The sequence below is a fragment of the Rhodospirillales bacterium genome, from assembly GCA_028824295.1.
Taxonomy (GTDB): Bacteria; Pseudomonadota; Alphaproteobacteria; order TMED109; family TMED109; genus VXPW01.
The window spans coordinates 150,894-164,412 of sequence record JAPPED010000027.1; the positions used below are offsets into that span (position 1 = coordinate 150,894).

Sequence of the window (13,519 nt, forward strand, 5' to 3'; positions counted from 1 at the left end):
CGAGGAATAGTACAGGCACCCTGCAGCTAGCGCGGGCCTCACCCGAGGCGAAGCCCGCGTGCCGATTCCCCTTCCCTACCAGAGCAAGGTCGCGCTTAGCCCAACCCGGTTCTCCGGCGCCGTTGTGGCATTTGCGGGCTCCCAACGTGTCGCCTCGAGGCCGAGGTTAAAGGAGACGGGCTTGCTCCCGGCCAGCGCCAGCCTCCAACCCAATCGCCATTCGTGGCCGACCTCGGAAAGCCCGAGCCCCGCTTCCGGTGTCCCCAGGAAGTGCCCGCCAGACAACACCATTCCGTAGCCCACGCGCGCGTCCAGCCGCCCGTGCCCCTGGTCGGTCGATGTCGTGCCCACGGTCATGTCCGTCCCCCACAGCCGCTGCACGCTGCTGGCAGTGTGACCCCACGCAGGCCGGACGCTGAGCGAGAGCCCCTGGCCGGCCGTACCCGGATCGAATCGGATCAGCCCGCTCACGCCCCACTCCTCATAGTCGCCGCTATGCGTCAGCAGGGTCCGGGCCCGGGTCTCGACGATCAGCCCGGTTGCCTGGTCGGCATAGCGCAGCCCACCACCGGCTTCGACACTGGTGCCCGTCTCGCCGTCCCCACCGTCACTTCGCACGCCGATCTCGATCGACGGTGTGAACGTGGCCCCAGAGGCAAGATCCTGAACATGGGAGCCTTCGAGCATCAGCCGGTGCCGGCTGGCATTCAACGTCATGCTCTCCAAGGTCTCGGATCCATCGAGCTCCGCGCGTGTGTGGGCGGTTTCACCTTTTAGCCTCAGGCTCGTCGTGCCGCCGGCGATCAGCTGATCGCTGGCCATCAGCGGCCCGCTGACGCCTGCCGCCGCCATCTGCTGGGTGAGATCGCTCGCTTGCGTACCCGCTGAGTCGTCGACCTCGACCTCCCCTGAGCCAAAGCCGACCGTTGCCCACAGGTTCATGCCGCTCGGTGCTTGCCAACCCACGTAGGGGTTGATGCTCGTAACGGTCGTCGTGAGTTCGCCCGAGACAGCATTGGAGTCCGACGAGTAGTCCGCGGTCCCGCGCGCCCGTGCCACCGACACCCCGGCCAACACGTCGGGGCCGAGCTTGGCATCGACCCCGAGGTTGGCGCTCGTCACGTCGCCGTCGTAGGTCAGCGCATCCTGGCTGCCGCCGGAGAAGTTGCGGTAGTCGCCGCTTCCCCAGAGCGTCAGATTCCCGATCAGGCCGCTCCTCCCCGTGTCCGCCGCGTCGAGCGCCAGGGTGAAGGACGAGCCGGCAAGCAGCTGACCGAGATCGAAGCTTCCGCCCTCCAGCGCGTGCCGGTTGGCCAGCAGGGCGTCGGGCAGCGAGGTGGTACCGACAAGGCTGAGTTCCCGGCCCGGCGGGGTCTCGGAATGCGCCTGCTCGATGCGGCTGGACACAGCATCCACCGTGCTCGCGGTCATGGCGCGCATCATCTGAGGCAGGATGGCTTCGACCACTGCGTTCTGGTCGGCGGCGGCCGTCTCCGGCCCTCTCAGGTAGACGCCCGAGCCGATAACGAGACGGGTGTTGATTTCGGTCCCGTCGCCTGCAGTGGTCGTTCTGGTGAACTCCCTTGCGTAACCCAGCTTGGGGATATCGGCGCTGTCGGTGTCGTCCGAGGGATCGTCGAAGTAGTACTCCACGAATCCGCCTTCCGGGCTGCTGCTCGCGGCCTCGAGGACCTGCTCGAGGACAAGCTCGCCGGTCACCACGTCACGGACGGTCGCCACCAGAGGCCGGAGCTCGAACCGGTCCGGAAACGCTCCATGAACCACGATGATGTTGCTGGTTCGGTCCAACAGATAGAGATAGACCGAGCCATGCCGCCATGGCCCGTTCGGATCTCGGAGCGCAAGCCTGGCCTCTGCAAAAGCCGCTCTGGATTCCGCCGTGGTCTGCGCGCCGCTCAAGGCTCTACCAAGGAATCGCAGTGCTTCCGTGACGAACTGCTTCAGGGTCGCGCGGTCCACGACCTCGCTCGCGGTGATCGCCGGGTCGCCGTAATCGATGGCTTCGTCCCGCAAGTGCGAGGCGTCGAGATCGAACCCGGCGAGCAGCAACCTCGGCTGCTCCGTATTGGCCGAGACATAGGCGGCGGCATAGCCGCGTGCCCCTGGGATGCCCGGCCGAACGCCCGGCACAGGGACGGTCAGGTCGAACGCGGCATCCGGTTCGCGTCCCAACTGCTGGAGCAGCGCGGACGGCGCGCGGTCCCCCCGGGGAATACCGAGCGCAGAGAGAATCCCGTCGTAAACCGCGGGCTTCAGCCTTCTGGCTGACAGGGACATATCCTTGGAATGAAGAAACACGCGGCCATCAGGTGTCAGGGTCACGATGTAGGTGGAACCGGAACGGAACGGGCCGTCTTCGAGCCGAAGCCGGCATCCTGCGTACGCCAGCTGTTCCCCTGACGCGGTTTCCGAGCCCTGGCCCTTGAACTGTGCCCTCACCGCTAGCGCGAAGTCCATCAGGGTGGCGCTGCGATTTTCCACCTCTTGCGCGGTCACGGACGGATCCGGGGGAGGCGTGACACCGGGCGTGAGCGGACAGCCTTCCTGCGCCAGGGCCGTCTGTGCGCTGGACGTGACGCCGGCCAGCACGAGCAGGCCAAACGCCACGAGCGTCAAGGCCGCCGCAGGCAGCGCTCGGGCGCCGGTTCCGATGAGCCCTCCCCAGGAGGAGCCTCGACGAACTAAGGTCGCCGACCATCGTGCTCCCATGATGGGGGCGCCGGGACCTTCCAATGAGGTCCGGCAGACTGTCGAATCGTCAGGAACGTGCGTCATGATTGCTTACTACCCTCTTCAAAAGGAGCCTGCGGCCGGGCAACGAGGACGAGGCAGGTCCGGGCGGAGACCCCGGCTTCGGATCCCGTTGACGATCCGTGCACGCCACCCGATCAACCGAATTCCGCGCGCGTTCTGCCGGCGTGCGTGCTTGCACCCGAAACCAATTTCGCCTCTGGTCAGTCTCATGGCCGACCGCCCTCCCGCCGATTGCCCCGCTGCGGACGTTGCCGCACAGACGGATTGCCACCGAGCCCGCGAAGCCAATTGATCATACCGATGTCAGGCATTGACGAAATCTGACGATCGAAATCGCCGCATTCGCGCCCACTTCCAGCATGGGCCCGCGGTCAACCTCAACTCGAGCGCGCAGCAGTTCGCCGATCCCGAAACGTCGCTGCACCAGACGGCCGCCCGCTCCGTCGGCATCCTGTGGGCGGCCATCGGTGCGCTGCACGAAAGATTCGAGCCTGACGAGTGCGCCGGCTACTTCCGCCACGCCGGCTATGGCTCAACCTGAACGGAAACTGCTGTAGTGGTGGAAGCTTGGCTGGCACGTCGGGTCACCGGCATCCGGAAAGTGGCCATGCCCCCTGGAGAAACCCGCAAGCGAACTGACTCCCCTGCGGGTCGCCCGGCGGAAGCCGCCGGAATCCGGTTGTCCCATCCTTGGGCCCCGCTCGCATGCTCAAGCGCCCAAGTATCTCCACAAACGTGCGGGTCAGCGGATACCGAATGGTCGGCGTCAGTGGTCCGTGCCTCGCCGGGCGTCGCGCTCGCTCTGCGTGCGGACGCGATCGAGCCGGCGGCGGGGATCCAGGACCACGCCATAATCTGCCCGCGCACGTTCAACCGAAACGAACCCGTTCCGCACGTCCTCAGCCACCCGCTCCGGGTCGCGATCAAGCGGATCGCCGAGGCCGCCGCCACCCGGCATCTCGAGCACGAGGTGCTCGCCGCGAGGGATCGTCTGCCGACCCTTTCCCTTGAATTCCGCCGCGCCGGACTTGAGATAGATCCGTCCCACTTGACCGGGCTTTCCCCCGTTCCGGCCTCGCGGCGGATGAATCACCCGGTCGAACATCGTGTTGATCGCAAATGCGCGATCACCGGCATAGCCGACTTCCATGATCTGGCCCGTACCGCCGCGGTACATGCCGGCACCACCCGAGTCCTCGCGGTATTCCTTCCGCCAGAACAAGAGCGGCGCGATCGTCTCGTTCACCTCGATCGGCGTATTGCGCACGCCGGAAGGAAACGCGGTCGCGTCAAGGCCGTCCTTGCCGGGACGAGCCCCTGTCCCTCCGGCGTGGAACGTGTTCATGGCGAACGTCGGGCCGCTCTGCAGATCGTCCCCGGTCATGCCGTGCCCGCCGAGAAAGACCGGGTTCCACAGACAGGAAGTGCCTTCCGCCGGCACCAGGTCGGGGATCACCTGGCCCAGGCACCCGAGCATGACGTCGGGCAGCATCTGTCCGATCACGTGGCGCGCGGTCACCGCGCACGGTGGCGGGGCATTGAGGATGGACCCCTCAGGAGCGGTCACCCGGATGGCCGCAAGGGAGCCGGCATTGTTCGGGATGCGCGAGCCGATCACGCAACGCACCCCGAAGCTCGCGTAGGCCTCGGTATATGTAATCGGCACGTTGATGCCGTAGCTTGATACCGGCGAGGTCCCGTCGAAGCTGACCGACATGCCGGTATCGTCGATGGTGACCGCCGCGACGAGGTCCAGCTCCCGCTCGTACCCGTCGATCCGCATCGCGTTGCGGTACGTGCCGTGCGGAAGGGCGCGAATCTCCGTCAGCATGCCGTCGTGCGACGTGTCGATGATGTACCGGGACAGGTCTTCCAGATCGTCAAGATCGAACTCGTCCATCATGCCCACGAGACGGCGTCCGCCGACTTCGTTGCAGGCCGCAAGCGAATAGAGATCGCCTTCAACCTCGACCGGATTGCGGACGTTCGCGCGCACAATCTCCAGCACGAGTGCATTGAACTCGCCGCGCTTCGCGAGCGGCAGGATCGGGATGTTGAGGCCCTCTTCATAGACCTGGCGGCCGTCCGGCCCGAAGCCGCGACCGCCGATGTCGGCCACGTGGGTGGTGGCGGCAAACAGGGCCACAATGCGCCCGCCCCGGAACGTCGGGGTCACCGCCGTGAAGTCGTTGAGGTGCCCGGTGCCGAGCCATGGATCATTGGTGAGGAAGACGTCCCCTTCCTCCATCATGTCGAGCGGGTACTTCGCCAGGAAACTCTTCACCGACGCGGCCATGGCGTTCACGTGCCCGGGAGTGCCGGTGACCGCCTGCGCCAGCATGCGGCCAAACGTGTCGAAGGCCCCGGCGGAGATGTCGCCCGCTTCGCGCGCGGACGTGCTGAAGGCAGTGCGGACCAGGGCCTGGGCCTGCTCCTCGACCACCGAAAGGAGCCGGTTCCACTGGATCTGCATCCGAATCCGGTCGAGCGTGGTCCCGTTGCCCATGTTCACTCCTCCGGCCTGAGACGATCGATGCTGGCCGGCCCTTCTTGACCCTAGGCTGGCCATCAGAGTACCGCATCCAGTCGCCTGGCAGAGCTTGGCCGCACCCCATTCCGACCTGGTGCCGCGCGCTTCACACCTCGGGCCTTCGCGCCAGCGATCGCCTGCCTGCCGCATTCGAGCTTCGAATACTCCGAAAGGCCGGCGAGAGCCACGTCGACGGACGAGGACGGGCCCCACCGATTCGCCTTGCAGCGCGAATCCGGGACAGGTGGCAGCCCTTTGGCCTAGTCACAACCGCGACTTCAGGATAAATTTATGACAGCATTGCAGGCACTCTATTGAAGGCAATCTGAATGGCACAGTTGACCGTACGAAACATCAGTGAGGAAATCGTGGGAGCGCTCAAACGAAAGGCTGCCGCCAATGGCCGTTCGGCGGAGGCCGAACACCGGGCCCTATTGCGGGAGGCATTGTTCGGCACAGAGGAGCATTTTGTCCAACGGGCGAAAGCCCTGCGGCAGCGCCTGCGTTCGTCGGTCGACAGCACCGACACCATCCGGGCCGAGCGTGACCGGGACGGCGCTGCGTGAACGGATACGTGATCGATGCCAGCGTGGCCGTGAAATGGCTGGTCGATGAGGTCTACTCCAAGGAAGCTGACGCACTCCTGACCAGCGGGTCGATGTTCATCGCCCCGTCGCTCGTATTCGCGGAGTCCGTCAACGCTTTGTGGGCGATGCATCAGCGCGGCGACATTTCCGGCCAGGATCTGTCCGACGCCGTGGACACCCTGCTGGCAGCTCCGATTACGCTCCCCGTTTCCATGCCCCAGCTGAGCGCTGCTGCAGCCCGTCTGGCGAGCGACCTCGGACACCCTGCCTACGACTGCTTTTATCTCGCCCTAGCGATTCAATCGCAGTACCCCGTCGTCACCGCTGACACTCGGTTTCACGATCGGGTACGCATCCATCCGTACTTGGCGGACAGGATCGTGCATCTTGCGGAGGCGGTGACCCGCGGCGCCGGCCTGCACAGACCTGATCCATCCTGATGGTCAAGCTCCGAGGAGCGTTCGCCACCAGCCGCGTCCGGTCCGACCGTGAAGGGTTCACAACGCTCAGTTTCCCCCCGGCTGACGCTCCACCTGCGGATCACGCCGTTCGAGGATCAGGTAGCCGAGGGAGTTGACGACGACCTGAAACCCGTCGGGCACCACCGTGGTCGTCTGCTCCTCGACGATGACCGCCGGGCCGGGGACTGCACCATCCCGGACGAGGTCGTTGCGGCGATACGTCGTCGCCGTCACATAGTCGGCGCGGATCGCGTCAAAGAGCCGTCGGCCGGCCGCCGCCGGTCCCTGGCCTCCTGCCGGCTGCAGGTCCGTCGATCCGACACTGACCGCTGTCGGCGACGGGAGGGCGCCATCTTTCGTCGCGGACGTAATCGAGGAATCCCTTCGGGCGGTAACGGTGAGCGTCCAGCTCAGAACCTCGCGTTCCTGATCGGGGAGAGTCCGGCTGAAGAGGCGCGCGTATTCCGTGTCGAAGGCGGCGGCCAGGGTCTCACGGTCCGCGTCCGCCAGCGGGCGGCTGGCAAGCGGTACCACAATCTCGTGTCCCTGCCCCACATAGCGCATGTAGACGTGCCGGGTTTCTTCGAGCTCCGCATTCGCTCCGGCCCCCGCCAACACCACCGCTCGCGCCTCCGCCTGCATCTCTTCGAGCAATGCATTGGCCGCCCGGGGATCAAACTCGGTAAGACGCATGTAGCGGCTGCGGACCACCTCGTACGACACCGCGGCCCGGAGCATGCCGATCGCCGATCCGACCCCGGCACCGGTCGGCACGATGACGCGATCGACGTCGAGCTTCTGGGCGAGGCGCGCCGCATGCAGCGGCGCGGCGCCGCCGAACGCGATCATCGTCCGGGCGGAGACGTCCTTCCCCCATTCGACGGCATGGACCCGGGCCGCGTTGGCCATGTTTTCGTCGACGACTTCAGAAATCGACAGCGCCGCGACCGGGTCCGCCAGCTCGAGCGGCCGTCCGACGGCGCCCCGAATCGACTCGGCCGCCCGCTCCGGGACCAGTTGCAACGAGCCGCCTGCGAAGTCCGCCGGATCGATGCGCCCGAGCACGACGTCGGCGTCAGTCACCGTCGGGCGCTCGCCACCACGGTCGTAGCAGGCGGGCCCCGGGTCGGCTCCCGCACTGGCCGGACCCACGTTCAGCCGGCCCATCGCGTCGACTCCCGCGATGGAGCCGCCGCCCGCACCGATCTCCACCATTTCGATGGCGGGAATGCGAACCGGCAGGCCGCTGCCCTTCAGGTTGCGGTAGGCGCGGGCAACCTCGAACGTGCGGGTCGTCTGCGGCTCGAACCCGTCGATGAGGGCCAGCTTGGCGGTCGTCCCGCCCATGTCGAAGGACAGCGCGTTCTCGCAGTCGCACTCGCGCGCGATCTCGGCGGCGAGGATCGCACCGCCCGCCGGACCGGACTCGACCAGCCGGATCGGAAAACGCGACGCGATCTCGAGGGTGGTGAGCCCGCCGCCCGATGTCATGAGCAGCAGCGGGCACTCGAGGCCGAGACCGCGAAGGGCAGTGTCGAGGCGCCCGAGGTAGCTGGACATTCGCGGCTGCACGTACGCGTTGGCACAGGCCGTCGACTGGCGCTCGTACTCGCGGATCTCGGGGCACACCTCGCTCGAGAGCGTGACGCGGAGGTCCGGCAGGGCCTCGCGGAGAATCGCTCCGACCCGCCGCTCGTGGGAGGGATTCGCATAGGCGTGGAGCAGCCCGACGGCGACCGCCTCGATCGCGTGGCGCTCGAACCGGGGCAAGAGGGCGTGCACGGACTGCTCGTCCAGGGGAACCAGAACGTGGCCCGCGTGATTCATCCGCTCGGTGACCGGCCAGCGCAGGTGGCGGGGCACGAGCGGGGCCGGCCGGTCGATGGAAATATCGTACTGCTCGAAGCGGTTCTCGAGCGCCATCTCGACCGAGTCCCGGAAGCCTTCGGTCACGATCAGCGCCGTCCTCGCGCCGGTCCGTTCGATCAGGGCGTTGGTGGCGAGCGTGGTACCGTGAATGACTAGGCCGACCGCGGCCGGCTCCACGCCTGCTTCGGCGACGGCCTGACGGACGGCCGCGACCACGCCCTCTTCCGGGACGTCCGGGGTGGTCAGCACCTTGGCGGTGACGATTTCGCCCCCGGCGAGCGCAAGCGCCACGTCCGTGAAGGTGCCGCCGACATCAACGGCGATTCGGCAACGGGGTGCTGTTTCAGTCACAAGCTTGCCACAGCCAGACCTTCGTGCGCTCCGCGTTCCTCGGGCTCAGCTTCCTCGCGCCGATTGGCATATCCAGTTCCGGGTCGCCGGGCCGCAGCGGCGGGATGTAGCCAGTCAAGCGCAATGTTGTGACACTCCCACGGCATAGGTAGCTGGAGCGTCGCGAGCAGCAACGGTTGGTGCCGGCACCCTGAAATCCTCGTGGTTCATCCTTGGGAATGGCCAGCCGATGTCGGCCACTGCCATACAGGTGCACCACTTCACGGAGCGATATATCCCACAGTACGAGAGGCGCCTCGGGGCTCGCTGCTGAGCCGACGACAGCCGTTGGCAATCGCTGCGCCACCTGATCAGCACGTGCAGGTCAAGCAGGGCTCTCACAACCTCAACGCTTCCCACTCCCCTTCCGCCACCACGGGCCCCACGATGTCCCTAACCACGGTAACCGTCCCAACCAGTCTCGACTGTGGCCGCCCGACGTCGACGCTACGCACCGGGCGCAGTTCCGCCACCGGCCGACCGTGTTTCAAAATGACCGCGGATTTTCCCGTCGCGGAGACGCGATCAAGGACAGCCAGGCAGCGGGCCTTGAAGTCGGAAGCTTTGGTCGTTTCCATATGACCAGTTTTGCTGACTCGTCATGTCTTATCAATTTGGGGTCGGAACGACAGTCACTATTCCGAAAGCGGACGAAGATCAGCATCCGCTCGGCAGGTCATCCGCGCGCGACGGCGTGCCGTTGGAAATACCGTTATCGGGGGCCTGCAGCCCCCGAGACCGACATTCGATCACAGTTCCGGTCTGAAGCGCTGCAAACGTCTGACATATCGAGAGGTTTTCGCCAGAGCCGCAGCCTGTCCACCCGAAGTGACCGATCTTGATCGGCGTAGTCGCATCGATCCGAACTCGCGCTCAAGCGCCCCCAAGGTCATTTCAGGCTGCAAGCCCGACGATGACCTTTCCATTCGCGGCCCGCCTGACAAGCGGGTGCCCCGGCTGTCCATTGCCGGGCCCTGCCTGCCATTTACCATCGCGCGGTGGCTCTGACTCCGATGCGGCTCTCGGGGTTGTCGTTGGCCGGCAGCAGCCGCGAGACTTCCAGGCGCAGCGCCAGGTTTTCGCGCCGCGCACCGACCACCTCCCAGCCGAGACCGAGACCGAACCGGTGCTCGGGCGCCGCATTCCCGTCCGGCTTCTCATTCCGAACCCCCTCGACGTCGAGCCCGAACACCAGACCCGCATCGCGCGCCTCCTGCAGACGCCAGGCGTGGATGTACTCGCGGCCCGTCTCCGTGAGCCCCAGACCGAATTCCGGCACCCCCGTCCAGCTCCCGCCGAACAGGGCGACGCCATAGCCGACACGCGCCTCGAGACGGCGCCGGTCCGACCCGTCGTCGTGCGCCGCGGCCAGCGCGCGCGCCGTCTCCGGGCGCAGCAGCGCGTCCATGCCGCCCGTCGCCTCCGACCCGACCGCCTGGCGCAGCGTCAGCTCCAGGCCCCGGTCACTGTCGGGCGACGGGTCCCAGGCCAGCGAGCCCGCAAAGCCCCGCTCGCTCAGGCCCCCGTCCTCGTGCGTCAGCAGGCCCCGCGCCGCAACCTCCGCCCGCATCCCGAGCGAGGGATCGGCCCACAGGAGCCTCGCCCCGATATCCGCCCCGAACCCGGTCTCCGCGTCGCCCCCGTCATGGCGCACGCCCACCTCCAGCGTCGGCACCAGCGTCCCGAGGCCGCGCCACGTCCCTTCGAGGCCCAGCCGCAGCCGCGTCACGTCCGCCTCCGACGACGCAAGGCTGCCGCCGCTCCCGCGCACCTCGTCGGACGTCGTGCGCACGACCAGCGCATCCGACGTCACGCTGAGCTCCAGACCGCCCTCGGCCGGCGCCTTGGCAACGACCCCGCGCCCGCCCAGCGCCGCCATCATGAGGTCCATGTCGGTCTCGATCGGCGCCTGGTCCGCAGGCGTCAGCGTCAGCGTCCCCGCACCGTAGCCGGCGATACCCCACAGCGACAGCCGCTCGCTCGCCGCGTAGCGCCCCCAGGGGTAGAGACCCGTCAGCGTTGTTTCCACCGCGCCGCCGCCGGCCGGGCTCCGGTAGTCCCCCTCGCCGAGCGAGTGCGCCACCACCAGGCCGGCGGTCCCCCGGCCCCGCGTGACGTCCGCACCCAGCATCGCGCTCGCCACCTCGCCTTCGAGCGTGAGATCCCCCTCGCGCCCGTCGAAGCGCGTGAGCGCCCCACCGCCCCACAGCGCGCCGAACCCGCTCTCCGCCGTGCCCTCGGTCAGCGCAAAGGAGAAGCTGCTCAGCAGCTCGCGCCCGCTCACCGCGCGGGACGTCAAGGCAGAGGCCTCGGTCTCCTCGTCCGCGCCGCGCAGCCACTCCGCCAGCGTCTCGAGGCCGGCCTCGGTCTCGCGCTCTTCCAGTGCCCCGGACGCGCCGACCCGCTGGCCGGCGAGGGTGAGTTCCATGCCGGGAGCCCGTGCCGCCTCCATCCGGCCCGCCACCGCACCGATCACCTGGTCTGCAACCGTGCGCCCAAAGCGCGCGAGCCACGCAGCCGGCATCGGGTCGTCGTTGACGATGGTGCCCGTCGCCTCCCCCCGGTTGATGGTGATGGTCCTCGACGCGTCGTCGCACAGTTCCGCGTCGCTGATCCTGACCCTCACCGTCTCCCCGCCGTCGTCGATCGAGTCGTCGAGGATGCGGACGAATTCGGTCCACTCGGTGACCCCGGGCGGCTGCCACAGCGTCGACTTCGGACGCTGCAAGTAGTCGACCCCCTCGGTCGCCGAGCCGGTGTCGAGGGTCTCGAAGTCGTAGCAGACATACTCGTCCAGCGCCCGCGAGAGCTTGACGGTGAAGTGCAGCCAGCCGCCTCTCTCACTCCCCCTAGTGTTCTCAATCCGCATGTCCACGTCCGGCAACGGGGTCGTGCTGCTCGCGGGCGCGTCGATCGTCCCTGTCGCCTGCCCCGTGGTGATCGACAGCGGGCCGAACTCGACCCCCCGGGGCGTGATCACCCGCGCATTGGCGATCTCGACGTTCACCGTCTCGCCGTCATCGGCAGCGGCATCCTCCATCAGCGCAACCGAACCCGGTCGCACCGTCTCCCCTGCCGAGAAGAGGATCCGGTAGCTCGCCTCCCGGTAGTCGGCGTTCGCGGTGGCGGTGCCGCCCGAAACGGTCCGGAAGTCGACCGCGATGGTCGCGCTCACGGCCTTCGACAGGCTGACGTCGAAGGCGAGGTTGGCGGAGTCCTCGGTACCGCTGGTGTCGGCGATCGAGAGGCTCGGCAGGCTGCCGAGGTCGGGCGGGTTCGAATCGGTGCTCAGGGTCAGCGCAGGCGAGCCGTCGAGCCGGCCCCCGCTCCCGGTGCACAGGGCGCCCTGCTCGTTGCAGGGCCGGTTGCCGCGCAGCGTGACGGTGACGGGCTTCGTCTCGTCGACCGGCGCTACTCTCATGCGCCAGTGATTGCTGTAGAGATTGCCCCCCGTGCGCTCCTTGTGAATGCGCACCGCCCCGTCCATGCGCCCGTTGGTCACGCTGAAGGCATGATCGCGCATCTCCCGGTACGGGATGCGCACGCCTTCGGACAGCTTGAGGTCGAACCGGTATCGCAGGGCGCCATTGACGAACAAGGCTTCGGCGGATTCCAGCGTCGGGATGAGCGGCGGTATCCGGTTGCTGCCCTTGACGTTCATCATGATGGAATAGGAAGGAAAGTTTAAACTTCCATTGAGCCTGAAGGCATTTTCGATAAGCCATCCTTCGGCTCCCGTCTCAGCGCCGCTTAACGTCGCCCCTATTTGGAAATCGTATGGGCTGTTGCCTACGCTAACGATATTCACCAGGTATCCGGTATTCGGAAGCAATCTGGTATTTGAAGGTGCCGTGAAATCGTTCACGGCTCCTTCGTTCAGCGGGGACGGAGTGCTTAGCGTAGCCACCAGATCGCCCAGATTGTTGGTCTCGCTGCTGTCGAACCTGTGAACCGAAACCGTAATGGTTTCAGTGCTCGAGGAAGTGTCCCCGTGGATGTGGATTCCGACGGAACTCAGATCGTAACCCGCAGTATTGCTACCGGTAGTAAATCCCTGCGTGATTCTGCCGGACGCAGAGTCTCCTGCGACTACGAAGTTGTCGCGATTTTCACCTGCGTTGCTGACAAGCGTCGTCTGGGCATCGGCGGCGGTGGCCGTGACGAGCAGCACCGAAAGGGCCAGCAGGGCGCGCGCGAGTCCGGCGCCGGGGGGCGCGGCGCCGAAACCAAACGTCCTGAGTGCCGCCGCGACCGGGGGGGCCCGCGGCCGACCGCCGCCTTCGCAGAGACCCAACCGGAAGACGCTCACTGCACGCCTTCCTCGCGCCCGATGGCCGCTGCTGTCGGCCGCAACTTCTTGTCGCGGTTCCTCCGAGGCCTGAGCCTGCATCTTCGCCAGCGGCTGCCGCCGTCGAGCGCGACGCCCTCGTAGAGGCCCTGTGCGACCGACATGGTCTTGCGCACGCCGAAGCCGAGCCGGCGCGAGGCCTCCTGCTGCAGGGCCGTCGTGGTGAAGGGCGGGACGGGGTCGCGCTGGACCGCGTCCCGTTCGACCGAGGCGACGCGGAAGATGCCCGCGCGGATGCGCTTCCCGGCCGTTTCCGCCGCCGCCGCGCTCAGGCTCATCGACGCCGCCGTGAAGGAAGGGCGGCCCGGGGCTACGGTCGGTGAGGCGCACGCCGGTCCATGTCCCGCCCGGCCGCCATGGCGGCCGCGTTGCTGAGTCCAAGACTCCCTCCATTAACGGCTCGGAGGCGTCATGGAAAATGCCGATCCGGTGAATCTGCATGCCGACCGGGCCATGGCGGCGGGGCGGCCGGCCGCCGCTTCCGGAGCCCCGTTCGGAAGGGTTCCGGCGCCCGCGTCCGCCAGAACCCCCGGTCCCATAAGGCGAAGCTATCCGCGCG

General features: G+C 67.2%; 8 protein-coding genes and 1 pseudogene. 3 read left to right on the plus strand and 6 right to left on the minus strand.

What is annotated here, in order from left to right; genetic code table 11:
* Positions 1-75: 75 nt before the first annotated feature.
* Positions 76-2,730, minus strand: a complete 2,655-nt coding sequence (locus OXH60_11840; protein MDE0712811.1) for an autotransporter domain-containing protein — start codon at positions 2,728-2,730, stop codon at positions 76-78.
* A 355-nt stretch (positions 2,731-3,085) separates the two neighbouring features.
* On the opposite strand from OXH60_11840, the gene OXH60_11845 reads away from it, so the two are divergent.
* The gene (locus tag OXH60_11845; GenBank protein MDE0712812.1) at positions 3,086-3,316 is read left to right on the plus strand and encodes a hypothetical protein; all 231 of its coding nucleotides are present in this window, start codon (positions 3,086-3,088) and stop codon (positions 3,314-3,316) included.
* Positions 3,317-3,541: 225 nt separating this feature from the next.
* On the opposite strand, the gene OXH60_11850 is transcribed toward OXH60_11845, so the two are convergent.
* A complete protein-coding gene (locus OXH60_11850) occupies positions 3,542-5,281 on the minus strand; it encodes a hydantoinase B/oxoprolinase family protein (protein ID MDE0712813.1) in 1,740 nt (579 codons plus the stop codon).
* Between the two features lie 353 nt (positions 5,282-5,634).
* Between OXH60_11850 and OXH60_11855 the strand changes: the two genes are divergently transcribed.
* On the plus strand, positions 5,635-5,871 hold the full coding sequence (locus OXH60_11855; GenBank protein ID MDE0712814.1) for a hypothetical protein: 237 nt from the start codon (positions 5,635-5,637) through the stop codon (positions 5,869-5,871).
* Positions 5,868-6,332 carry a type II toxin-antitoxin system VapC family toxin gene (locus OXH60_11860; protein ID MDE0712815.1) on the plus strand — a complete coding sequence of 155 codons (465 nt, stop codon included), beginning with the start codon at positions 5,868-5,870 and terminating at the stop codon, positions 6,330-6,332. Before OXH60_11855 ends, OXH60_11860 begins: the two co-directional genes overlap by 4 nt.
* 66 nt (positions 6,333-6,398) lie before the next feature.
* Here the strand turns inward: OXH60_11860 and OXH60_11865 are convergent, their stop codons facing one another.
* The 4 genes and pseudogenes from OXH60_11865 to OXH60_11880 form a co-directional block, all read right to left on the minus strand.
* Positions 6,399-8,573, minus strand: coding sequence for a hydantoinase/oxoprolinase family protein (locus tag OXH60_11865; protein MDE0712816.1), 2,175 nt, complete (start codon positions 8,571-8,573; stop codon positions 6,399-6,401).
* Positions 8,574-8,950: 377 nt separating this feature from the next.
* Positions 8,951-9,190: a type II toxin-antitoxin system prevent-host-death family antitoxin gene (locus OXH60_11870; GenBank protein MDE0712817.1), complete on the minus strand. Its 240-nt coding sequence runs from the start codon at positions 9,188-9,190 to the stop codon at positions 8,951-8,953.
* 407 nt (positions 9,191-9,597) lie between these two features.
* Positions 9,598-12,921 carry a hypothetical protein gene (locus OXH60_11875; GenBank protein MDE0712818.1) on the minus strand — a complete coding sequence of 1,108 codons (3,324 nt, stop codon included), beginning with the start codon at positions 12,919-12,921 and terminating at the stop codon, positions 9,598-9,600.
* Between the two features lie 116 nt (positions 12,922-13,037).
* Positions 13,038-13,217, minus strand: a pseudogene (locus OXH60_11880) (DNA topoisomerase).
* Positions 13,218-13,519 lie beyond the last annotated feature (302 nt).

Bases quoted from the DNA above. Each gene is read 5' to 3' on its own strand.
- OXH60_11840 (MDE0712811.1), bottom strand. From the start codon at position 2,730: ATGGGAGCACGATGGTCGGCGACCTTAGTTCGTCGAGGCTCCTCCTGG.
- OXH60_11850 (MDE0712813.1), bottom strand. From the start codon at position 5,281: ATGGGCAACGGGACCACGCTCGACCGGATTCGGATGCAGATCCAGTGG.
- OXH60_11855 (MDE0712814.1), top strand. From the start codon at position 5,635: ATGGCACAGTTGACCGTACGAAACATCAGTGAGGAAATCGTGGGAGCG.
- OXH60_11870 (MDE0712817.1), bottom strand. From the start codon at position 9,190: ATGGAAACGACCAAAGCTTCCGACTTCAAGGCCCGCTGCCTGGCTGTC.